This is a genomic window from Mesorhizobium hunchu (assembly GCF_040081975.1).
GTDB classification, from domain to species: Bacteria; Pseudomonadota; Alphaproteobacteria; order Rhizobiales; family Rhizobiaceae; genus Mesorhizobium; species Mesorhizobium hunchu.
The window spans coordinates 140,980-162,701 of record NZ_JBEBMG010000003.1 but is presented as its reverse complement, the minus strand read 5'-3'; the positions used below and the strand labels follow the sequence as shown (position 1 = coordinate 162,701).

At 66.1% G+C, this 21,722-nt stretch carries 21 protein-coding genes; 14 read left to right on the top strand and 7 right to left on the bottom strand.

The features are described from left to right. Positions 1-11 precede the first annotated feature (11 nt). Positions 12-1,082 (bottom strand): D-TA family PLP-dependent enzyme, encoded by a 1,071-nt coding sequence (locus ABMA46_RS07550; protein ID WP_348998706.1) that lies wholly within the window; start codon positions 1,080-1,082, stop codon positions 12-14. A gap of 149 nt (positions 1,083-1,231) precedes the next feature. On the opposite strand from ABMA46_RS07550, the gene ABMA46_RS07545 reads away from it, so the two are divergent. From ABMA46_RS07545 to ABMA46_RS07505, 9 genes are all read left to right on the top strand, one after another. Then, positions 1,232-2,047 carry a helix-turn-helix domain-containing protein gene (locus tag ABMA46_RS07545; protein WP_348998705.1) on the top strand — a complete coding sequence of 272 codons (816 nt, stop codon included), beginning with the start codon at positions 1,232-1,234 and terminating at the stop codon, positions 2,045-2,047. 109 nt (positions 2,048-2,156) lie between these two features. Beyond that, the gene (locus ABMA46_RS07540) at positions 2,157-2,594 is read left to right on the top strand and encodes an SRPBCC family protein (RefSeq protein ID WP_348998704.1); all 438 of its coding nucleotides are present in this window, start codon (positions 2,157-2,159) and stop codon (positions 2,592-2,594) included. Between the two features lie 30 nt (positions 2,595-2,624). Then, a complete protein-coding gene (locus ABMA46_RS07535; RefSeq protein ID WP_348998703.1) occupies positions 2,625-3,416 on the top strand; it encodes an FAD binding domain-containing protein in 792 nt (263 codons plus the stop codon). A 51-nt stretch (positions 3,417-3,467) separates the two neighbouring features. After that, positions 3,468-3,950, top strand: coding sequence for a (2Fe-2S)-binding protein (locus ABMA46_RS07530; RefSeq protein ID WP_348998702.1), 483 nt, complete (start codon positions 3,468-3,470; stop codon positions 3,948-3,950). 214 nt (positions 3,951-4,164) lie between these two features. After that, complete coding sequence (locus tag ABMA46_RS07525) at positions 4,165-5,532, top strand: xanthine dehydrogenase family protein molybdopterin-binding subunit (RefSeq protein WP_348998701.1); 1,368 nt, start codon at positions 4,165-4,167, stop codon at positions 5,530-5,532. A 1-nt stretch (position 5,533) separates the two neighbouring features. Continuing rightward, the gene (locus tag ABMA46_RS07520; protein ID WP_348998700.1) at positions 5,534-6,541 is read left to right on the top strand and encodes a xanthine dehydrogenase family protein molybdopterin-binding subunit; all 1,008 of its coding nucleotides are present in this window, start codon (positions 5,534-5,536) and stop codon (positions 6,539-6,541) included. 4 nt (positions 6,542-6,545) lie between these two features. Beyond that, positions 6,546-7,418 (top strand): AAA family ATPase, encoded by an 873-nt coding sequence (locus ABMA46_RS07515; RefSeq protein ID WP_348998699.1) that lies wholly within the window; start codon positions 6,546-6,548, stop codon positions 7,416-7,418. A gap of 175 nt (positions 7,419-7,593) precedes the next feature. After that, the gene (locus tag ABMA46_RS07510; protein ID WP_348998698.1) at positions 7,594-8,751 is read left to right on the top strand and encodes a vWA domain-containing protein; all 1,158 of its coding nucleotides are present in this window, start codon (positions 7,594-7,596) and stop codon (positions 8,749-8,751) included. Next, complete coding sequence (locus tag ABMA46_RS07505; RefSeq protein ID WP_348998697.1) at positions 8,751-9,638, top strand: amidohydrolase family protein; 888 nt, start codon at positions 8,751-8,753, stop codon at positions 9,636-9,638. Before ABMA46_RS07510 ends, ABMA46_RS07505 begins: the two co-directional genes overlap by 1 nt. On the opposite strand, the gene ABMA46_RS07500 is transcribed toward ABMA46_RS07505, so the two are convergent. Next, a complete protein-coding gene (locus ABMA46_RS07500) occupies positions 9,623-10,186 on the bottom strand; it encodes a DNA-3-methyladenine glycosylase (RefSeq protein WP_348998696.1) in 564 nt (187 codons plus the stop codon). The genes ABMA46_RS07505 and ABMA46_RS07500 overlap by 16 nt on opposite strands. 241 nt (positions 10,187-10,427) lie before the next feature. On the opposite strand from ABMA46_RS07500, the gene ABMA46_RS07495 reads away from it, so the two are divergent. Beyond that, positions 10,428-11,657 (top strand): anion transporter, encoded by a 1,230-nt coding sequence (locus ABMA46_RS07495; RefSeq protein WP_348998695.1) that lies wholly within the window; start codon positions 10,428-10,430, stop codon positions 11,655-11,657. 31 nt (positions 11,658-11,688) lie between these two features. Here ABMA46_RS07495 and dhaL read toward each other — a convergent pair whose 3' ends face one another. Both dhaL and ABMA46_RS07485 read right to left on the bottom strand, forming a co-directional pair. Beyond that, positions 11,689-12,300, bottom strand: coding sequence for a dihydroxyacetone kinase subunit DhaL (dhaL, locus tag ABMA46_RS07490; RefSeq protein WP_348998694.1), 612 nt, complete (start codon positions 12,298-12,300; stop codon positions 11,689-11,691). A gap of 4 nt (positions 12,301-12,304) precedes the next feature. Continuing rightward, positions 12,305-13,315: a dihydroxyacetone kinase subunit DhaK gene (locus ABMA46_RS07485; protein ID WP_348998693.1), complete on the bottom strand. Its 1,011-nt coding sequence runs from the start codon at positions 13,313-13,315 to the stop codon at positions 12,305-12,307. Between the two features lie 238 nt (positions 13,316-13,553). Between ABMA46_RS07485 and ABMA46_RS07480 the strand changes: the two genes are divergently transcribed. The 4 genes from ABMA46_RS07480 to ABMA46_RS07465 are packed head-to-tail and all read left to right on the top strand — an operon-like array spanning position 13,554 to position 17,557. Then, positions 13,554-14,432, top strand: coding sequence for an ABC transporter permease (locus ABMA46_RS07480; protein ID WP_348998692.1), 879 nt, complete (start codon positions 13,554-13,556; stop codon positions 14,430-14,432). Further along, on the top strand, positions 14,429-15,268 hold the full coding sequence (locus ABMA46_RS07475; protein WP_348998691.1) for an ABC transporter permease: 840 nt from the start codon (positions 14,429-14,431) through the stop codon (positions 15,266-15,268). The genes ABMA46_RS07480 and ABMA46_RS07475 overlap by 4 nt, the downstream gene beginning before the upstream one ends. Then, complete coding sequence (locus ABMA46_RS07470) at positions 15,268-16,410, top strand: ABC transporter substrate-binding protein (RefSeq protein ID WP_348998690.1); 1,143 nt, start codon at positions 15,268-15,270, stop codon at positions 16,408-16,410. Before ABMA46_RS07475 ends, ABMA46_RS07470 begins: the two co-directional genes overlap by 1 nt. Then, on the top strand, positions 16,403-17,557 hold the full coding sequence (locus ABMA46_RS07465) for an ABC transporter ATP-binding protein (protein ID WP_348998689.1): 1,155 nt from the start codon (positions 16,403-16,405) through the stop codon (positions 17,555-17,557). Before ABMA46_RS07470 ends, ABMA46_RS07465 begins: the two co-directional genes overlap by 8 nt. A 175-nt stretch (positions 17,558-17,732) precedes the next feature. Here ABMA46_RS07465 and dapF read toward each other — a convergent pair whose 3' ends face one another. The 3 genes from dapF to ABMA46_RS07450 form a co-directional block, all read right to left on the bottom strand. Further along, positions 17,733-18,623, bottom strand: coding sequence for a diaminopimelate epimerase (gene dapF / locus ABMA46_RS07460; RefSeq protein WP_348998688.1), 891 nt, complete (start codon positions 18,621-18,623; stop codon positions 17,733-17,735). A gap of 13 nt (positions 18,624-18,636) precedes the next feature. Next, a complete protein-coding gene (locus tag ABMA46_RS07455; protein ID WP_348998687.1) occupies positions 18,637-19,320 on the bottom strand; it encodes a TetR/AcrR family transcriptional regulator in 684 nt (227 codons plus the stop codon). A 176-nt stretch (positions 19,321-19,496) separates the two neighbouring features. Continuing rightward, positions 19,497-21,599: a bifunctional rhamnulose-1-phosphate aldolase/short-chain dehydrogenase gene (locus tag ABMA46_RS07450; RefSeq protein ID WP_425475706.1), complete on the bottom strand. Its 2,103-nt coding sequence runs from the start codon at positions 21,597-21,599 to the stop codon at positions 19,497-19,499. Positions 21,600-21,722: the final 123 nt, after the last annotated feature.

Genomic DNA, 21,722 nt, shown 5'->3' with positions numbered 1-21,722 from the left:
GAGGTACTTGTTCAGGAGAGGCGACCGCGCGCGGCAACGGGCAGGATGTCGACGACGCGGTCGCCGGAGACCAGGTAGACCTGGTCGTAGAGATTGATGACCGGGCAGATGTGGTCGGGGAGCACGCGCACCCGGTCGCCGACCTTGAGCTTGCTTTCCGGCAGCAACTCGACCTTGCCATGCTCTTCCGAGAGCGCGACGATCCTGGCTTCGGGTTCTCCGATCAGTTCGCCATAGTCGGCGAGGCCGAGCGTGTCGGCGGTCAGCGCCTTGGAGCCGGCGTCGAGAATGGCGCGCGTCGGCGTGGGGCGGCTGACGACGGTTGCCAGCACCGTGGCGGCGCAGTCCTCCAGCGTGGCGGCGCCCTTGGCGATCTGGTAGCGGTCCATGTAGATGTAGGTGCCCGGCCGGTATTCGGTGACGACGCCCTGCGCCGGCTTGCGCCACATGTCGGGCGTCCCGCCGCTGCTGACGGTCTCGCAGGGCAGGCCGTGCGCCGCCAGCAGGTCGCGCGCCGCGGCCAACCACGTCTCGGCTTCGACCGCCTTGCCGGGGGCAGGAAACGTCATCAGGCCGCCGAAGACGAGACCGGGCGCAGCGTCGATCCGCCGTGCCAGCGCCAGCGCCTCGTCGCCGGACTGCACGCCGCAACGGCCGCCGCCGGTGTCGCACTCGACCAGCACCTTGAGTTGACGGGCTGTGTCCGCGAAGGTTCCGGCCAGCCCCTCGACGGTGGCCGTGCTGTCGGCGGTGACGGCGAGGATGACACGGTCGTTCAGCGCTCTCAGCCGATCGAGCTTCTGCCTGCCGACGATGTTGTAGGGGAGAAAGATGTCGGTCAGGCCGGCGTCGGCCATCACCTCGGCCTCGCCGATCTTCTGGCAGGTGATGCCGACGGCGCCCGCCTCGACCTGTTTTTGGGCGAAGAAGGGCAGCTTGTGGGTCTTGATATGAGGCCGAAGCCGGACGCCGGCCGCGTCGGCGGCCTGCTGGGCGCGGGCGATGTTGCGTTCGACGCGGTCGAGGTCGATCAGAACGGCGGGCGTATCGATCTCATCGACGGTTCCGGGGGAGGCGGTCATGGTTTCACCTGAGAGGGTAATGCGACGCGGATGGTTTCAAGCATAGGGCACGAACCCGGACACCGTATTGACGATTTCGCCCTTCGTCCGCAATATTTGCGTCAACAAGGCCACGCATCAGAAAAGAAACGAAGCCTTGGGAGGAGACAATGTCGGCTTCGATCCGACTCTTTCGGGGCGCGTTCGGGCATGTCTCGATGCTGAACGTCGCCAGCGATCTCGTTACCCACGCGCATGTCGACGCCAATATCATTGTCTGGCTGGACGGCGCGGCGGGCGACATGATCGTGTCGGGGCGGCGCGTGCCGCTCGGCCCGCACACCGCCGCCGCCATCAACTCGTTCGAGCCGCACAGCCACGCGGTGCCGAAGGAGGGCGGGATGTTCCTCGCCTTCTACATCGATCCCGACTGGGCGTGGCGCCGGCGCGGACTGGCCGAAGGCTCACCGCTGTTTTCGCGGCCGGACGTGCCGCTCGATCCCTGGCTGCACCGCGCGGCGGCCGACCTGCTCGCCTGCTTCGACGATGGCGACGCGCCCGACATGGCGGAGTACGAGGTCGAGCGCTTCATCGACAGCGTCATGGACGCCGCCGACGCGGCCGCCCCCCGCCGGCGTGGCGCGCGCATGCGCGGTCACGATTTCCGGGTGCGCAAGTCGATGCAGTTCATGCGCGAGAAGGTGGCCGAGCGCATTTCGTTCGAAGAGGTGGCGCGCACTGTCGGCCTGTCGAGGCCGCATTTCTTCGCTCTGTTCAAGGAGCAGACTCGGCTGACGCCGAACGTCTACTGGAACACGCTGCGCATGGAAGAGGCGCTCAGGCAGTTGCAGGCGAGCGAGGAACCGCTGACGGCGGTGGCGAGCAACCTCGGCTTCACCACGCAGGGCAATTTCACCCGCTTCTTCCGCGATCATGCCGGCGTGCCGCCGACGCTTTACCGCGAGGCGGTGCGCGCGACAGCCTGAACCTGCTTTTTCAGACCGGTCGATAAGGCCGCAAGACCCGTTGATAAGCGGGGCTTGCGGCTTGCTCCTAGATTGCCGTCCACAGGCAGTTTCGGGAGGAAAAGCGCCGATGGCCAAGGTTACCGTTTCGAGCGTCATCGATGCGCCGGTCGAGGACGTCTGGGAAGTCATACGCGATTTCAACGGGCTGCCGTCCTGGCATCCGCGCATGGTGGAAAGCCATATCGAGGACGGGCTCGCGGCGGACATGATCGGCTGCGTGCGCAACTTCAAGCTGGTCAGCGGCGCGACGCTGCGCGAGAAGCTGACCGAGTTCTCCGATGCCGATCATCGCGTCTCCTATTCGATCCTGGAAACGCCTCAGCCGCTCACCAACCACAAGGCGACCTTGCAGCTTCGCCGCGTCACCGACGGCGACCGCACTTATGCGGAATGGAGCGCCAGCTTCGACGCGGCGCCCGAAGAGGCGGACAAGCTCGCCGCGGGCATGGGCGCGAACGTCTTCCAGGGCGGCTTCAACGCGCTCAAGGAGCGGTTCGCCAAATAAAACTGGATTCGGACAGGCAGGGAGGAAGCCATGTCGCTCGGATTGCAGAGTTTTTCGACGGTGAAGGAAGCGGAAGCGGCGCTTGGCGCCGGTGCCCGCTATCTCGGCGGTGGCACCCTGGTGGTGCGCGGCGCCAACGAGGGCAACACCAGTTTCTGGACCATGGTGCGCGCCACCGATCCGGAACTGTCGATGATCGAGATCGCCTACGGGACGGCGCGGATCGGCGCGTCGGTGACGATGGCGAAGGTCGCGGCCCACCCCGATCTCGCGGCCATCGCGCCGGTGGCGCGAGCGGTCGGCGGGCCGGCGATCCGCAATATGGCGACCGTGGGCGGAAACCTGTTCGCGCCCGCACCCTATGGCGATTTCGCCGTGTCGCTTCTGGCGCTCGACGCGACCGTTCAGGCGGGCGGCAGGGACGTGCCGATCGAGGCGTTTCTCGACGCCCGCGACGGCAACAGGTCGATCGTTTCGTCGGTGCGTTTCAATGTGCCGAAACCTGACGCATTCCGCTTCGTGAAGGTCTCGCGGGTCAAGCCGAAGGGCGTGTCGGTCGTCTCGATCGCGACGCTTCTGGACATGGATAAGCAAGGAAAGATCACGGCGGCGCGCATCGCGCTCGGCTGCATGGCCGATCGTCCCACTCGCGCAAGGGCGGCCGAGGAGGCGCTGGTAGGCAAGACGCTGAGCGCGGACGGCATCGCCGACGCCGTCGCGGTGATCGGCGACGGCAAGCAACCTCTCACCGACGCCGTCGCCAGTGCCTGGTATCGCGCCGAGGTCCTGCCGGTCCACTTCAGTCGATTGCTTCTGGCTTGAGCGGCCGGCGTCGAACGTCGCGATTTCGAGGGCCGTGATCTGGGAGGAAAAATGGCCAAGGTTCCTGTTCAATTCACACTCAACGGCGAGGACAAGGCCGAATTCGTCGAGAGCGGCGTCACGCTGCTCAAGGCGCTCCGGGAAAAGATCGGCGACACCTCGCCCAAGGGCGGTTGCCAGCAGGGCACCTGCGGCGCCTGCTCGGTGCTGATCGACGGCGAATTGAGGCTGTCGTGTCTGACGCTGGCGGAAACCTGCGACGGCGCTTCGATCGTCACCACGGCGGGGCTTGCCGAAGGCGGCGTGATGCACCCGTTGCAGCGGGCCTTTCTCGACGGCTTCGCCACGCAATGCGGCTTCTGCACTCCCGGCATGTTGATGGCCGCCAAGGCGCTGCTCGACCGCAACCCCGATCCGACGCGCGACGACGTGGTCGAGGCGATCTCCGGCAATATCTGCCGCTGCACCGGCTACGAGCCGATCATCCAGGCGGTGCTGTCGGCGGCGCGCGCCAATTCGCATCAGGTGGCGTGAGTGATGATCGACTTCGTATCGATATCGAACGGCGGCACACCCCCACCCCTGTCCCCTCCCCACAAGGGGGAGGGGGATTTTGCGGCGACGCTAGCCCTACCCGACGTCGGCGATTTTGCTCGGACGATTGCGCCCGCGTCCCCCTCCCCCTTATGGGGAGGGGACAGGGGTGGGGGTGTGCCGACGCACCCGACCGAGCGCTGAGGAGCATTTTATGGAACTCCGAAAAAGCTATTTCGCCGACGAGCGCAAGGAAGGCCTGCACGAGATCGGGCAGGGGCGCGCCCGCGTCGACGCGCCGGGTCATGTGACGGGCAAGACGGCCTATTTCGCGGACCGCAATTTCCCCGGTATGCTCTATCTCAAGATGGTGCGCAGCCCGCATCATCATGCGCGCATCAGGAGCATCGACACCTCGGCGGCCGAGAAGCATCCGGGCGTGGTCAGGGTGCTGACCGCCAAGGATATTCCCAACAACCTCTACACGATCCTCATCCTGATCCAGGTCGGGCCGGAGGACGAGCATGTGCTGGCCGAAGGCAAGGTGCGCTGGAAGGGCGAGGCCGTGGTGGCGGTGGTGGCCGAGACCGAGCGCGCCGCGCAGGAAGCCGCCGACAAGGTGAAGGTCGATTACGAGGTGCTGCCGGCGGTGCTCGACATCGAGGCGGCGCTGAAGCCGGACGCGCCGGTGGTCAACGAGCATCACGGCCAGAACTATTACATGTATGACAGCGGCGCGTGCCGCAAGGTGCGCTTCGGCGACGTGGAGAAGGGCTTTGCGGAGGCGGATCACGTCCTCGAGCAGACCTACTGGTCGTCGCCGATCGAGCAGGCGCCGATGGAGACGACGGGCTGCATCGCCGTGCCCGAAAGCAACGACCGCTTCACCTGCTACACCGACACGCAGGCGATGTTCTTCACGCTCGACAACACCTCGATCATCCTGCAGATGCCCGGCAGCCAACTGCATATGGTCGGCGGTACCGTCGGCGGCGGCTTCGGCGGCAAGGTCGACGTGATCGTCGAGCCGATTGCCATCCTCGCCGCCAAGCTGACGGGAAAGCCGGTCTCCTTCATCTACAGCCGGCAGGAGGAGATGCAGATCTCCTCGCCGCGCGCGGCGGAGAAGATCGTCATCAAGGACGGCGTGATGCAGGACGGGCGCATCGTCGCGCGCCAGGTGTGGGGCTATACCGACGCCGGCGCCTATTCGCGCCATTCGCCCTACGGCGCGCAGAAGGGCGCGGCGCACTACCCCGGCCCCTACACGATCCCGAACGTGTGGGCCGATACCTACTGCGTCTACACCAACCGCACGCCGTCGTCGGCCATGCGCGGCTTCGGCGTCACCATCGCCGACTTCGCGCTGGAGGTGCAGATGGACAAGCTGGCGCGGCTGATCGGCATGGACCCGCTGGAGTTCCGCTTCATCAACGCCTACCGCGACGGCGACATGAAGGCGCATCGCCAGCCGACGGAAGGCGCGGCGCTGATCGAGTGCATGCAGGAGGCCGCGCGCGCGTCCGACTGGCCGGTGGACGAGAAGTATTTCGCACTGTCCTCGGTAAGACGGGAGGCTTGAAATGGCGATCCGGCACGGGCGCGGCGTGGCCGCGATCAACTATCCCACCGGCATGAACCTGGGCGGCGATCCGACGCAGGCGCTGGTCCATTCCACGCCGACCGGCAACTTCATGGTCACGCTGTCCTCGGTCGATCTGGGGCAGGGCATGAAGCAGGTGGTCTCGCAGATCTGCGCGGAGACGATCGGCGTTCCTGCGGACCGGGTGGTGGTGGACACGGCCGACACCGACACCGGTCCGCACTGCATGGGCACCTTCGCCTCGCGCGGCACCCACCGCATCGGCAACGCGGTGATGCGGGCGGCCGAGGAGGCGCGGCAGGTGATGCTGGAGGTCGCGGCCGAGGAACTGGAGGTGAATGCTTCCGACCTGGAAACGGACGGCGAGGGCAACGTGCATGTGAAGGGCGCGCCGCAGAAGTCGATCTCGATCTTCGACGTGGCGCTGTCGGCGCATTTCAAGCGCGGTCGCTCGATTTCCGGGCGCGGTATGTTCCTGGTCCCGCGCTCCTTTCCGGAAAAGGAGACCGGCGCGATGAAGCCGTCCACCTGCTACGCGCATGCCTGCACGGTGGCCGAGGTCGACGTGGACGACGAGACCGGCGAGGTCGCCGTCACCTCGGTCAGGAACGTGTTCGAGATCGGCCGCGCGCTCAACCCGAAGATGGTCGAGCAGCAGCTCGTCGGCGGCTCGTGGATGGGCATTTCGCACACGCTCTACGAGACGACCGAGCCCTACTATCCGAACCGCGATCACGCCGGCACGGATTTCAACGAGTATCTGATGCCGGGGCCGGGCGACCTCGCGGAGACCGAGATCATCGTGCTGGAGCGCCCGGCGGCCGATGGTCCCTACGGCGCCAAGGGGCCGGGCGAGATGTGCGCCAATCCGCAGATCCCGGCGATTGCCAACGCCATCTTCGACGCGGTCGGCGTGCGCATAGATCATCTGCCGATCACGCCGGAACGGGTGTTGAGGGCGCTGAAGGAGCAAGGGTCACAGGCCTGATAGAATGAACGCCGATGGAATCCCCGCATCCCCCGAGGCCGTCGCCGCATCCCTCGTGAAGCGCCGCTATCTCGCCGACGACAGTCTCGCCACGGCGATCTTCCTGGCGCTGCGCCTCGGCAAGCCGCTGCTGATCGAGGGCGCGCCGGGGGTAGGCAAGACCGAAGCGGCGAAGGCGGTGGCGGAGGTGCTGGGGCGCGATCTCGTCAGGCTGCAATGCTACGAGGGCATCGACGCGCAGCATGCGCTCTATGAATGGAACTACCAGCGCCAGCTTCTCGCCATCCGGCAGGCCGGCGAACAGGAGGTCGACATCTACGACGACCGCTTCCTGATCGCCCGGCCGCTTCTGAAGATATTGCAGGCGCCGCAGAAGAGCCTGCTGCTGGTTGACGAGATCGACCGCTCCGACCACGAATTCGAGGCACTGCTGCTCGAATTCCTGTCCGATTTCCAGATCAGCATTCCCGAGCGCGGCACGCTCAGGGCGGCCGAACCGCCGGTCGTGGTGCTGACCTCGAACCGCACCCGCGAACTCGCGGAAGCGCTGCGGCGGCGCTGCGTCTATCACTGGATCGGCTATCCCGACCGCGAGCGCGAGGCCGCCATCATCATGGCGCGGTCCGGCGACGTGGCGAGGGAGACCGCCCAGGCTATCGCCCATGCGGTGCACACCATCCGCGCCCGGCCACTCGCCAAGCCGCCGGGCATCGCGGAGGCGGTGGAGTGGGCGAACGCGGCGACGGTGCTGGAAAAAGGCGGCAGCCCGTGGCCGGAGGCGTTTCGCCGGGCGATCGGCGTGCTGATCAAGGACGAGGAGGATCTTTCGTATCTCGAGCCGGAGTTGGAGAAGCTCGTCGAGGAGGCGTTGGGATGAGGCGTGCTTTGCCTTTGGCCGTCGTGCACCCCCACCCCTGTCCCCTCCCCACAAGGGGGAGGGGGACGCTGACGCCGACTTTCCGGCAAGCTCCGCATGTCTGTGCGTTTTGGCGCTGCCGCAAAATCCCCCTCCCCCTTGTGGGGAGGGGTTAGGGGTGGGGGTGCGCCGTCATATGCCGACGTCCGGGAATTTCGCGATAGCCCAGACACTGCCCCGCGCCGCCGCTCCGTTCCTCGATTTCTGCCATTTGCTTCGCCGGCACGGATTCTCCGTCGCGCCTGAACAGGCGGCGGGGTTCATGCGTGCCGTGGCGCTGCTCGGGCCACGCTCGATGGAGGACATAAGGCAGGCGGCGCTCGCCACGCTTGCGCCGCAGCCGGAACGCAAGCCTGCTTTCGAGGCACTCTTCCTAGCGTTCTTCCACGGCGAGGTGTCGGCGACCATCGACGGCGATCCCGGCGACGAGGAAACCGTCGTCAAGGACGAGGGAACGGACGAGGAGACGGCGCTGGACGAGCCGCGGCAAGAGGAGGGCGGGGAACTGTCCTCGGCGGTCGAGCAGTTCGGCGTTCGCGCCTTTGCGGGCGACGAGGATACGCTCGGACGTTTCCGCCGCGCGCTCGGCGCAGCGCTTCCCGTGCGCCGCTCCTTTCGCAGCGTCCGGACCCATGCGCGCGGCAAGCCGGACCTGCGCCGCTCGCTGGCGCAGATCGTGCGCGCCGACGGCGATATTCCGGAACCGCTGCATCGCCGGCGGAAGGCCGTGCAGCGGCCGCTGCTTCTGCTGATCGACGTTTCCGGTTCGATGAAGCAGCATACGGGCGACTATCTGAAACTTGCCCATGCCATGGTGCAGGGCGCCGACAGGGCAGAAGTCTTCACCTTCGGAACGCGCCTGACGCGGGTGACGGCGGCATTGCGCATTCGCGACCGCGAACGCGCGCTGGAGACCGCCGCCGCGCATGTCGACGACTGGGACGGCGGGACGCGCATCGGCCCTTCGTTGCAGGCGTTTCTTGCCGTGCCGCGGTTCTCCGCTTTCGCGCGCGGTGCGTCCATCATCCTGCTTTCCGATGCGCTGGAGCGCGGCGACCATCGTGAGATGGAATCGGCGGTGCGGCGGCTTTCCCAGCGCGCCTTCCGGCTTTCGCTGGCGACGCCGCTGGCCGGCGACCCGCGCTTCCGCCCCGAGACGGCGGCGCTCAGGGCCGTTCTACCCGTGCTGGACGATCTGGTGGACGGATCGTCGATTGAGGAACTCACGCGTTTCACCCTGTCGCTGGCCCGTCCCGCGCTGGCGGCGCTGACTGTCTGGCTGAGGACATCGTGATGCAGAAGGCAATCGACTCGCATTTCCATATCTGGCGGCAGAAGGACCAGCCCTGGCTGATGGGCCCGATGGTGCCGCGCATCTTCGGACCCTATGAGCCGATCCGGCGCGACTATCCGATCGGCGAATTCCTTGAGGACAACGAAGGCTCGGGGGTGGAGAAGGGCGTCTATGTCCAGACCAACTGGGCCAAGGAGGATTTCGAGAAGGAAGTCGCCTTCCTGCAAAAGACGGCGGACGAGACCGGCTGGCCGCACGCCATCGTCGGCTATGCAGACATGACCGTGGACGACGTACGCCCGCAGATCGAGCGGCTGATGAAATATCCGCTGCTGCGTGGGGTGCGCATGCAGCTTCACTGGCACGAGGTGTCCGAATACCGGTTCGCGCCCGACGAGCGCCAGGTGATCGACGCCATGGTGAAAAAGAACGTCGCGCGGCTGAAGGACTACGGCCTGTCCTTCGATCTCCAGCTTTTCCCCGCCCAGATGAAGGACGGGCTGGAGCTGGTTTCGGAGACCCCGGACACCGATTTCATCCTCACCCATTGCGGCATGCTGACAAGCAGCGAACCGGAAACGGTCGAGGCCTGGAAGGACGGCCTGCGCACGCTGGCGAAAGCGCCGAACCTCTACGCCAAGCTGTCCGGCCTCGGCACTTTCGTGCATCGCAACGATCCGGCGCTGATCGCGCTGGTCTACGACGCGGCGATCGAGATTCTCGGCAGCGACCGGCTGATGTTCGGCTCCAACTTTCCGATCGAAAAACTGTGGGCCAGCCATGCCGGCCTGATGGCGGCGCATCGCGCGGCGGCGGCGAAGCATAGCGCCGCCGACCAGGCCAACATCTTCTGGAACACGGCGGAGAAGGTTTATCGGCCGGCCTGATCCGGAAACCGGCTGCTTACGAAGCGCGAGCCGGCAAGACCGAAGCGCCACGGATAGTCGACGGCCCTGGTGATGCCGATGCGCGGACCGCTGACGATTGCGGCGATCTCGGCCGGCAGGGCGAGCGCGAAGGGAGGCCGATCGAGGGCCAGCCCGTCCATCGATATATCGATGCCGAGCGCTTGGGTGAGGCGGCCCGGACCCGAGCAGAACAGCCTTTCGCGGTCCGTCGAGCGTCGTTCGGCCATGCGCGCCAAGCCGTCGGTCGGCGCAAGCGCGCGGACCAGAACGGCGCTGCCCGGCAGGCAGACGAAATTCAGGCACCAGTGGATGCCGTAGGAGCGATAGACATAGGCGTGGCCGGCCGGGCCGAACATCGCCCTGTTGCGCCGCGTCTCGCCGCGAAAGCTGTGCGAGGCGGGGTCGTCCGGCTCGTAGGCTTCCGTCTCGACGATGACGCCGCCGACGCCGTCGACGGTCAGTTCCGCGCCGATGATGTCCCGCGCCACCGTCGGCGAGGGGCGGGAAAAGAAGTGCGTCAGCGACATTGCGATCTCTTGTTGCGCGCGTTCGTCGGCATTCGGTCCCTTCGATCATATTCGCGCGGCGGACGCCACCGGCCTCTCTCGTCAGCGGGTCTGTGTCCCTGCCATCCGCCGCAACGATGTCCCCGCCGGATTTGTGCGGCACGCGTGGATTCCTCTGGATCGGCGAACACACTCATGCAAGATCGCGACCGGACGCCATCGCGTCTTCCGCTTCGCAGCCGCCAGGGGCATCCCGACCAGCATGAGCGCCGATCTCACCCTGACGTTCACCCTTCTGGTGTTCATCGCCACCTATGCGGTCATCGCCATCGGCAAGCTGCCGGGCTACCGCATCGACCGCGCGGGCGCGGCCCTCCTAGGCGGTTCGGTGTTGGTCGGCGTCGGGGTGCTGACGCCGCAGGAAGCGTACGCCGCCGTCGACATCGACACGATCGTGCTTCTGCTCGGCATGATGATCGTGGTGGCGAATCTCAGGGTTTCGGGCTTCTTCCGGGTCGTCAACGCCTATATCGCACGGCATGTACGCCGCCCGGTCACGCTGCTCGTCGCCATCGCGGCCGCGTCCGGCGTGCTCTCGGCCTTCCTCGTCAACGACACGATCTGCCTGGTGATGACGCCGCTGGTGACGGAACTGACGCTTCGCATGAAGCGCAACCCGGTGCCCTACCTCCTGGCCGTCGCCATGTGCTCCAACATCGGCTCCGTCGCCACGATCACCGGCAATCCGCAGAACATGATCATCGGCAGTCTGTCGCAGGTTTCCTACGGCGCATTCGCCGCCACGCTCGCCCCGATTGCGCTGTTCGGCATGGTCGCCGCCGTGCTGCTGATCCTGGCGATGCACCGCCGGGAATTCCGCGCCGGGGAGAGGCTGCCGACGGTGCGCCTTCCCGCCCACCACCATCGCACCCTCATGACCAAGACGCTTGTCGTGCTGGCGGCGATGATCGTTCTGTTCTTCCTCGGCCAGCCGGTCGCCAAGGTGGCGATCGTGGGCGGCTCGCTGCTGCTTCTGACGCGACGCGTCAGCCCGACCAAGATCTATCGCCAGATCGACTGGCCGCTGCTGGTCATGTTCACCGGCCTCTTCATCGTGGTGGCGGCGCTGGAGAAGGTCGCGGTCGGGCCGCAGGCGATCGCGGCGGTCGGCCGCCTGCGCCTCGACGATCCGACGGTGCTCAGCGGCATCACGGCGATCCTGTCCAACCTGGTGTCGAACGTCCCGGCCGTGCTGGTGCTGAAACCCTTCGTCGAACCGCTGGCCGATTCGCAGCGCGCCTGGCTGGTGATCGCCATGGCTTCGACTTTGGCCGGCAACTTCACGCTGGTCGGCTCGGTGGCCAATCTGATCGTGGCCGAGCGGGCGCGGGCGCATGGCGCCACGCTCGGCTTCTGGAGCTATTTCCGCGTCGGCGCGCCGCTCACCATGCTGACGATCGCGGCCGGGATAGTTTGGCTGTCGCTGGTCTGAGCGAGGGGACTTCGGGCGCCTGCCGTGCGCCTCAGGCCGTGCCTTTCATGGCCTTGCAGATTTCCTCGACCAGCATGGCGGCGGAAACCGCGCCGGGGTCGGGATGGCCGAGCGAGCGATCGCCGAGGCGTGCGGCGCGGCCGAGCCCCGCCACCATGTCGCGCGTCGCTTCCGCGCCGGTCTTCGCCGCCGCCATGATCGCATCCGCGCTTTCGCCGGCGGCCGCCGCGTCCGCGGCCGGTCCCCAGGCGTCGAGCATGGTCTTCTGGCCGGGCTCGGCCTTGCCGCGCTGGACGATGCCGTCGCGCATGGCGACGATGACGGCGCGCAGTTCGTCGCGGCCCATCGAGAGGCGGGCACCGGCGGCCTTGCCGGCCCGTAGGAAGGCCGTCGCGTAAAGGGGGCCCGACGATGCGCCGACGGCGTTGAGGAAGCCTTTGGCGGCGGCGTTGAAGATGTCCTGAAGCGTCCCGTCCGTCGCCTGTGCGGCCTCGGCGGCGGCCTTGGTCCCCTGTTCCATGGCGATGCCGTGGTCGGCGTCGCCGATTACACCGTCCAGCGCGCACAGCGCGTCGCGCTCGGTCGCCATGCGCGAGGCGAGGGCGCTGAACAGGGTCTTCAGGTCCTGTGTGGTGAAGTCCATGATCTCACCCCTGCCGGAACATGACGCAGTCGCACGGATGGTCGATCAGGCGCTGCAATTCGTCGTCGAGGTGCATGACGGTGATCGAGGCGCCTGCCATCTCCAGCGACGTGCAATAGGGGCCGACCAGCGTCTTGTGGACGGTGAGGCCGGCCTCGGCCAGCCGCTCGGCGACCCGCTTGTTGAGGATGTAGAGTTCCATCAGCGGGGTCGAGCCCAGCGAGTTGACCAGCACGGCGACGCGTGCGCCGGCGGGCGCGTCCATCTCGGCGAGGATGGCATCCATGATCTCGTCGGCGACCTCGTTGGCGCTGCGCAGCGGACCGCGCCGGATACCGGGCTCGCCGTGGATGCCCATGCCGATCTCCATCTCGCCGGCCGGCAGGTCGAAATTGGGCCGCCGCGTCTGCGGCAGCGAGCAGGAGGAAAGCGCCACGCCGATGGTGTAGGTGCGGTCGTTGGCATGGCGGGCGATGCGCTCGACTTCGTCGATCGGCATCATCAGGTCGGCCGCCGCGCCCGCCGCCTTGAAGATGAAGACGTTGCCGGCCACGCCGCGGCGCTTTTCGCGCTGGTCGCGCGGCGCCGACGCGATGTCGTCGGTGGTGAGCACCGTGCGCGCCGCGATGCCCTCCATTTCCAGAAGCTCGGCGGCCATGTCGAAGTTCATCACGTCGCCGGCGTAGTTGCCGTAGAGGAAGAGGACGCCCGCGTCGCCGTTGACGGCGATCGCGGCATCGACCACGGGCTGCGGCGGCGGCGAGGCGAAGACGTTGCCGACTGCACAGGCGTCCGCCAAGCCCTTGCCGACATAGCCGAGGAAGGTCGGCTCGTGGCCGGAGCCGCCGCCGACGATGAGGGCGACCTTGCCCTTGCGCGGCCCGTTCTTCGCGACCAGCGCGCGCGGCGCATTCTCCAGCAGGCAGGCGTGATCCGGATGGGCGGCGGCGATGCCGGCCAGCATTTCGTCGACCACCGCGCCGCCGTCATTGATGAGCTTCTGCGTCAGGCTCATTTGAATCTCCTCCCGAGGCTTGTTCGCGCGCACGTTAAAAGCGGCACGCTCCAGCCGCAAGAACCGGCGCGTGTGCGAACCGTCATTTCTTCCGGAGTTGCCGAAGCTGTCGAAACGCATGGATTTTCCTGGCCGAACAGAATTCTGCGTCTCCGCTGTGGACATCCCTGTCCCGATCGCCCAATCTGGAGCCAGGGAACAAAAGCGCTGCACAGACGGCGCGAACAGACGGGTGCGCATGACAAAGGGCTGGACACTGTACGACCCACGGCTGGCGTGGATGCTGGTCGCGCCGGTCCTGCTTCTTCTCATCTTTTTCCTGCTGCTGCCGATCGCCGTGATGGCGGCCTATACCTTCTTCACCTTCGTCACGGCGGGGGTTGAGCAAAGCACGCTGACGCTGGCGAACTGGCACGAGTTCTTCACCGACAGCTACTATCACGGCTTCCTGTTCAAGACGCTGCGCGTCGGCGCGATGACGGCGCTCATCTGCGGCGTGCTCGGCTACTTCCCGGCCTATTTCATCTGGGCGACGACGTTCAAGCACAAGTGGCTGCTGCTTCTGCTGCTGATCGTGCCGTTCTGGATCTCGTTCACGATCCGCACCTTCTCGTGGATCAACATCCTGGGCGAACAGGGCGTCATCAACGTCGCGCTGCTCAAGCTCGGGATCATCCACGAGCCGCTGCCCATGCTCTATACGGAAGGCGCGGTGATCCTCGGCCTGCTGCACTTCCTGCTGCCCTACATGATCCTCAACGTCTATGTCAGCCTCGAAAGCATCGACCGCACGCTGATCGCGGCCGCTCGCTCGATGGGATGCACCAGCGCGCAAGCCTTCCGCGAGGTGACGCTGCCGCTGTCGCTGCCGGGCCTCGCCGCCGGCCTGCTGCTCTGCTTCGTGCTCGCGGCGGGCAGCTACGTGACGCCGCAATTGCTCGGTTCCGGCCGCGACGCGCTGTTCGGCAATCTGATCTACGACACCATCATGGGCCAGTTGAACTGGCCGATGGGCGCGACGCTCTCCATCGTGCTGTTCGTCGTGCTGGGCTGCTTCGCGGCCATCTACACCCGCTACATGGGCATGTCCCAGATCGTGAAGGGACTGGGCGGATGAGGGCCGAAGGCAGCGGCAAGGAAGGCAGGTGGGCCTGGCGGCTGACCGGGCTGATGACGGTGCTCGTCTACGTCTTCATGTTCGCGCCCATCATCGCGACGGTGGTCCTGTCCTTCAACGCGTCGATGTTCGGCGGCTTTCCGATGACCGGCTTCAGCCTGCAATGGTACGCCAAGCTGCTGGACAACGAGCAGGTGCTCGCCGCTTTCAGGACATCGCTGTGGATCGCGCTGATCACGGCCGTGGTCACCACCGCCGTCGGCGTCGTCACCGCGTTCGCACTGACGCGCTTCGAGTTTCCCGGCAAGAAGACGCTGTCGACGCTGGTGATCCTGCCGGCGCTGGTGCCGGAAACCATCCTCGGCGTCGGCCTGCTGGTGCTGATCAAGGCGGTGGACCAGCCGCGCACCCTGCTGCTTCTGGTGCTGGGGCATATCCTGCTCGCCGTGCCCTATGTCGTGCTGATCGCACAGGCGCGCATGGTGGGCATCAGGCGCGTCTACGAGGAGGCGGCGCTGTCGCTCGGCGCTTCGCGTTTCTCGACCTTCCGGGAGGTGACGCTGCCGCTGCTGATCCCGGCCGTGGTGGCCGGCGCGCTGCTCGCCTTCACCATTTCCTTCGACAACACGTCGGCCAGCCTGTTCTGGCGCCCTGCCGGGGTCGAAACGATGCCGACGCAGATCCTGTCGATGCTCAAGATTTCCATCAGCCCCGAGATCAATGCGCTCGGCACCGTGATGATCGTGGTGACGGTCGGCATTCCGCTGATCGGCGGGCTGATCCTGCAAAGCCTGACCAGATTGAAAAGACGCGGCGAACCAAAGGAGAAAACGTGATGAAGATGTCCGATACGAAGCGGCTGGAAAGGCTGCACGAGCGCTACATGAACGGCGGTCTCAGCCGCCGCTCCTTCCTCGGCCTTACCGCCGCCGCTGCGGCTTCCGCCGGCCTGTCGATGCCGTGGATGGGGCGTGCGCTCGCCGCCGTCACGGAGGTCCGCTTCGACGGCTGGGGCGGAACGGTGCAGGACGCGCTCGATAAATACGCCTTCCAGCCCTATACGAAGAAGACCGGCATCAAGGTGGTGCAGGGCACCTTCGGCGACGAGAACGAGATCATCACCAAGGTCAAGACCTCGAAGCCGGGCGACTTCCAGGTCGTTCATTCCTCGGGCGTCAACTACTACATCAAATACGTCAACGCCGGCATGACCTCGGAGATCAACGAGGCCAACATCCCCAACATGGCGAACGTGCTGCAGCCGATGATCGAGCCATTCCGCAAGCTGACGCCGAAGCTTTCGGCTGTGCCTTACGATTACGGCACCACCGGCATCGCCTACAACACCAAGGTCATCTCCGCCGAGGAGGCCAAGGAACAGGGCGTCAAGATGCTGTTCGACAAGAAGTACGCCGGCAAGATCGGCGGCTATGCCGATATGACGACGCGCGTCTGGTACGCTGCGCTCGCCACCGGGCAGGATCCCAACAAGATCGAGGACATGGACGCGGTCTGGGCCAAGGTGCGCGAACAGCGCGACATCGCCAAGAAGTTCTGGGGCTCGGGCGCCGAACTGATGGATCTGCTGTCCAAGGGAGAAATCGTGGTGACCGACGCCTGGTCGGGCCGCGTCGCCTCGCTGCAGGAGCAGGGCCATCCGATCGGCTATCTGGACCCCAAGGGATCGTACGCCTGGATGGAGGACATGCTGGTCCTGAAAGGCTCGCCGATGGCCGAGTGCGAGGAACTCATCAACTTCATGCTCGATCCCGCGACCTCCATCGCCGTGGCCGAGGGGCAGAGCTATCCGCCGTCGCTCGACCCGACCAAGGTCAAGCTCACCGAGAAGATCGAGAAGCTTCCGGCATTCGATCCGACGGGCAAGATGGAGGCGCTGACCTTCGCCGACCCGCAATACTGGGCCGACAACGAGGACGCTTGGCAGAAGCAGTGGGACAGGATCTCCAAAGGTGCCTGAAGGCGTGATCCCCTTGCAATCGTCCCGGCCGGATGCGGCCGGGGCGGAGGTTTCGGCCGCCGGCGCGGAGCGCCCGGCGGTCGAGTTCCGCGACGTCGAGATCGCCTACGGCAAGTTCGTGGCGGTGCGCGATTTCTCGCTTTCCATCGCCAAGGGCAGCTTCGTCACGCTGCTCGGGCCGTCGGGCTGCGGCAAGACGACGATCCTGCGCTCCCTCGCCGGACTGGTCGACATCACGCGCGGCCAGATATCGATCGGGTCGCGGCGCGTCGACGACGTGCCCATCTACAAGCGCAACATCGGCCTGGTGTTCCAGAACTACGCGCTGTTTCCGCACAAGACCGTCTTCGACAATGTCGCCTTCGGGCTGAAATATCGCAACGTCCCCAAGGCCGACATCAAACGCAAGGTCGGCCAGGCGCTCGATATGGTGCGCCTGCCGGGCAGTGAGAAGAAGCTGCCCTCGCAATTGTCGGGCGGGCAGCAGCAGCGCATCGCGCTGGCGCGCGCCATCGTGTTCGAGCCGGAAGTGCTGCTTCTGGACGAGCCGCTTTCGGCTCTCGACGCCAATATGCGCGAGGAGATGCGGGTCGAGATCAAGAAAATCCAGCGCGAAACCGGCATCACCGCCATCTTCGTGACCCACGATCAGGAAGAGGCGCTGTCGATGTCCGATCGGATCGTGGTGATGAACGCCGGTTCGATGGAACAGATCGGCACGCCGCAGGAGGTTTACGAGACGCCGCAGACCGCTTTCGTCGCCGATTTCCTGGGCAAGGCCAACATGCTGGCCGGCACGGTGAGCGTTGCCGACGGCAATAGCGCCACGGTCGACCTCGCCGTCGGCCAGACCGTGAAGGTCGCCACGCCGCGGCCGCTCGGCGTGGGAAGCGCCGTCACCGTCGTGGTGCGTCCGCAGAAGCTGTCGGTCGGGCCGGCCGCGACCACAAACCGTTTGTCGGGCCGCGTGGTGTCGACATCCTATCTCGGCGGCAGCGCCATCTACGAAGTCGATCTCGGCGGGACGACGGTGCGCTCCAATACGCCCATCAGCGGCACGGTTGTGCGCGAGGGCGAGGCGATGGAGGTGGGCTTCGACCCCGCCGGCTGCGTGCTTCTGGACGAGAGCGGCCGGCGCATTTCCTGAGGAGCGGCGACGCGAGGCGTCCGCGAGCTTTTTTTCGATTTCGGCGGGCAGCGCACCCCAACCCCTAACCCCTCCCCGCAAGGGGGAGGGGGATTCTTGGCGGGCGGTGGCTTCCCCCTGGAGAGGGGACAGGGAGGCGGGGCAATGCCATGCGCAACGAGCCGGTGCGGCCGTTTCAGTCGAAATCGTCCACGGTTTCCGCGATGACCGTGCCCCGGCAGCAATAGGCCACCGGGCCGGACATGATGGCCATGTCGCCTTCCAATCGAATGGAAAGCGGCCCGGCCGGCAGGTGCACGGTGAAGGTGCTTTCCTTACTCAGCCCTTTGCGCCGCGCCGCGAAGGCGGCGACGCAGGCGCCGGTGCCGCAAGCCTGGGTGGCGATGCCGGGCCGTTCCCAGACCTTGAGACGGATCGTGGCGGTGTCGACCATTTCGGCCACGCCGACATTGACGCCTTCGGGGAACAGCGGGTCGTTCTGGACGGGGGCGGCGTCGCGCGCCAGATCGACATCGGCAAGGCGATCGACGAAGAAGACGGCGTGCGGGTTGCCGATCCACAGGCCGGCGCCGTGGCGCAGCGGTCCACTCGCGACGGGCAGGTCGAACATGTCCACTTCGCGCGCGAGCGGGAAGTCGCGCCAGTTCCAGCCGATCGGGCCGAGTTCCACGCTGACGTCCATCGGCCCCGTCCGGCGGCATTTCAGCAATCCGCCGGCCGTTTCGAGGACGAGCGCGTCGGCGCCGGTCTCTTCCATGAGCAGGTGCGCGACGCAGCGGGTGGCGTTGCCGCAGGCGGAGACCTCGCGCCCGTCGATGTTGAAGATGCGCATCCCGGCTGGCGCGCCGGCGTCGGCTCCGGCGGGGGAGGGCGGCTCGATGGTCAGCAACTGATCGCCGCCGACCCCGATCCCGGGATCGCAGATGCGTACGATGTCGGTCTTCAGGAAGGCGCGCCGGTCCGTCCGCCGGTCGAAGATGACGAAATGATTGCGCAGGCCGTGCATCTTGCTGAACGGCCGTTCGGCATTGGCCGCTCCATGCGGGAAGCCGGGTTCCAAGGTCATCTGCGGTTCCGTTTCAAGATCTGCCTGTCGCGCCGGATGGCGAATTTGCCGACAGGATGAGTTCGGAGAAAGCCTCGACTTCTCCTTCGAGCGCGTCCCTGCCGGTGTGGCAGCGCAGATAGGCGGGTGCGAGCGACAGCCGATCCTGCATGGGCTCGGCGATCTCCAGCGAATAATAGCCGATCTGTACGAAGTTGAGAACGCGGGCGCGCACGAATGCGTCCGTTTCATCATAGCCGAAGCGCCTGAACATGGCGCAGATGGCGCCCACGCGCGCGTCGTCCTCCTGCATGACGATCCGATGGACTTCGGCGGATTGCCGCGACCAGGCGCGAACGGCGAAGTCGAGCCGCGGATTGAACAGAGATTCGTCCAGCCAGCACTCGAAGACGTTGAGCGCCGCCTGGGTGATCGAAGGCGCTGGCCGCGCCGCCCGTTCGACGATGAAGCGGGTGTTGTTGTTGCGCCAGTGATCGAGGAGTTGGTCGAGCAGGTCCTGCCTGCTCTTGAAATACCAGTAGAAGCTGGAGCGGGAGACGTCGAGCTTTTGGCCGAGCGTCAGGATACGGACCGCTTCCACGCCCTCGCAGACGAGTGTCTCCAGCGCAAGCCGCAGCCAGTCCTCGCGCGTCACCCTGGCATTACCGGACGGAACGGGGCGCCGCTCGCTTTCGTCGCGGGTCGGGTCGGTGAGCACGGCGGATCCCCCTGTGGTTCTGAAAAAGGGGATGTCTCCCGCCTCTAGGCTGCTACAACCATGGCGATTGTTCAAGCCGTTCACACCATCCGACAGTCTGGCTCCGCCTTATGTGAAGGCGCGTGTCCTCATCTCGCCTGGGGGGACAAGGCGGTAAGGCTGGAAAATGGACGGCGTCAGCGGGTGAAGCTGACGGCGTTGCCCGCATCGACATTGATGATGTTGCCGGTCGATTTCGCCGACATGTCCGAGGCCAGGAAATAAACGGCCTCGGCGACATCCTCGGGGAAGACCGAGCGCTTGAGCATGGAGCGCTTGCGGTAGTGTTCCTCCAGTTCGTCGGGCTGCATCGAATAGGCCGCGGCGCGCTGCTCGCGCCATTCGCCGGTCCAGATCTTCGAGCCGCGCAGCACGGCGTCGGGATTGACCGTATTGACGCGGATCTGATGATCCGCGCCCTCCAGCGCCAGGCAGCGCGCCAGATGGATCTCGGCGGCCTTGGCGGTGCAGTAGGCTGAGGCATTGGGAGAGGCGGCCAGCCCGTTCTTGGAGGCGATGAAGACGACGTTGCCGCCCATCTCCTGCCGCTTGAAGACGCGGAAGGCCTCGCGCGAGACGAGGAAATAGCCCTTGGCGAGGATATCCATGTTGCGGTTCCACATGGACAGTTCCGTGTCCTCGATCGGCGCCGCCGACGAGATGCCCGCGTTGGAGACCAGGATGTCGACGCCGCCATATTCGACGGCCGTCCCGGCAAAGGCGGTGGCGACGCCCGGCTCGTCGGTGACGTCGAGGCGCACGGTGCGGACGGCATCCCTGGAGAACGCCGCGCCGAGTTCGTCCCGGGTCTTTTCGAGCGCGGGCTCGTCGATGTCGGCCAGCATGACGCAGGCGCCCTCGCGCAGCAGCCGGGCGGCGATCGCCCTGCCGATGCCACCGGCGCCGCCGGTGATGAAGGCAACGCGACCGGCAAGCGATTTCGGTTTCGGCATGCGCTGGAGCTTGGCTTCCTCGAGCAGCCAGTATTCGATGTCGAACGCCTCCTGCTCGGGCAGGCCGACATAGGTGGAGACGGTCGAGGCACCGCGCATCACGTTGATGGCGTTGACGTAGAATTCGGCCGAGATGCGTGCCGTCGCCCTGTCGGCGGCGAAGGTGAACATGCCGACGCCCGGCATCAGGTAGACCACCGCGTTCGGATCGCGCATGGCGGGCGAGTCTGCATGCTTGCAGCGCTCGTAATAGGCCTTGTAGCCGGCGCGATATTCGTCCAACGCTGCCGGAAGGGCCGCAACCACGGCTTCCACATCGGGCTTCGCAGGATCGAAATCGATCACCAGCGGCCGGATCTTGGTCCTGAGGAAATGGTCGGGGCAGGAGGTGCCGAGTGCCGCCAGCGGCGCGAGGTTCCGGGAGTTGACGAATTCCAGAACCGTGTCGGAATCGTCGAAATGGCCGACCTTGGGCGCGCCGGCGCCGGAGATCATGCCGCGAATCTTCGGCATCAGCCGTGCGGCGATGGCCCTGCGCTCGCCGGTAGGCAGCGAGGCGGTGGCGGCGCCGCCGAAGGTCGGCTTGCCGTCGGTCTCCTTCGCAAACCATTCGATCGCCTGATTGATCGTGGCGACCGTGGTCTCATAGCATTCCTTGGGCGTATCGCCCCAGGTGAACAGGCCGTGGCTTTCCAGAACAACGCCCTTGGCGTTCGGGTTGTCGCGGCAGAATGTCTCCAGCCACAGGCCGAGCTCGAAGCCGGGCCGCCTCCAGGGCAGCCAGCCGATGGCGTCGCCGAAGATCTTTTGCGTCAACGCCCTGGAATCCTTTGCCGCCGCGATCGCGATGACGGCGTCGGGGTGCATGTGATCGACGAAGCGGCGCGGCACATAGGCATGCAGCGGCGTGTCGATCGAGGCTGCGCGCGGATTGAGGTTGAAGGTGCAGTGAGGCAGGTAGCCCACCATCTCGTCCTCGTGGTCGCGGCCGCGATAGAGACCCTTCAGCGCCTCCAGCCGGTCCATGTAGAGCGTGGCGAAGCCGTCGAGCTTGATGGACCCCACGTCGCCACCCGATCCCTTGACCCACAAGACCTCGACGTCGTTGCCGGTGAGCGGGTCCTTCTGCGTGATCTTCGACGAGGTGTTGCCGCCGCCGTAATTGGTGATGCGCTTGTCCGAGCCGAGCAGGTTGGAGCGGTAGACCAGCCGTTCCGGTTCGCTCATCGACGCCGCCCTGGCGTCGTCCCACAGGTTTGCAAGTCGCTTGGAGCGCGTTTCGGTCACGATGGAATCCTCCCGGCAGCGTCGTGTGCCGCTTTCGGGCGTAATTCAGGGCAAGCCATGTGGTTTGTCAATCGCAAAAAGATTGAACTTCGTCATTGTGCAGCGCAAAATGGATTGAGTGCG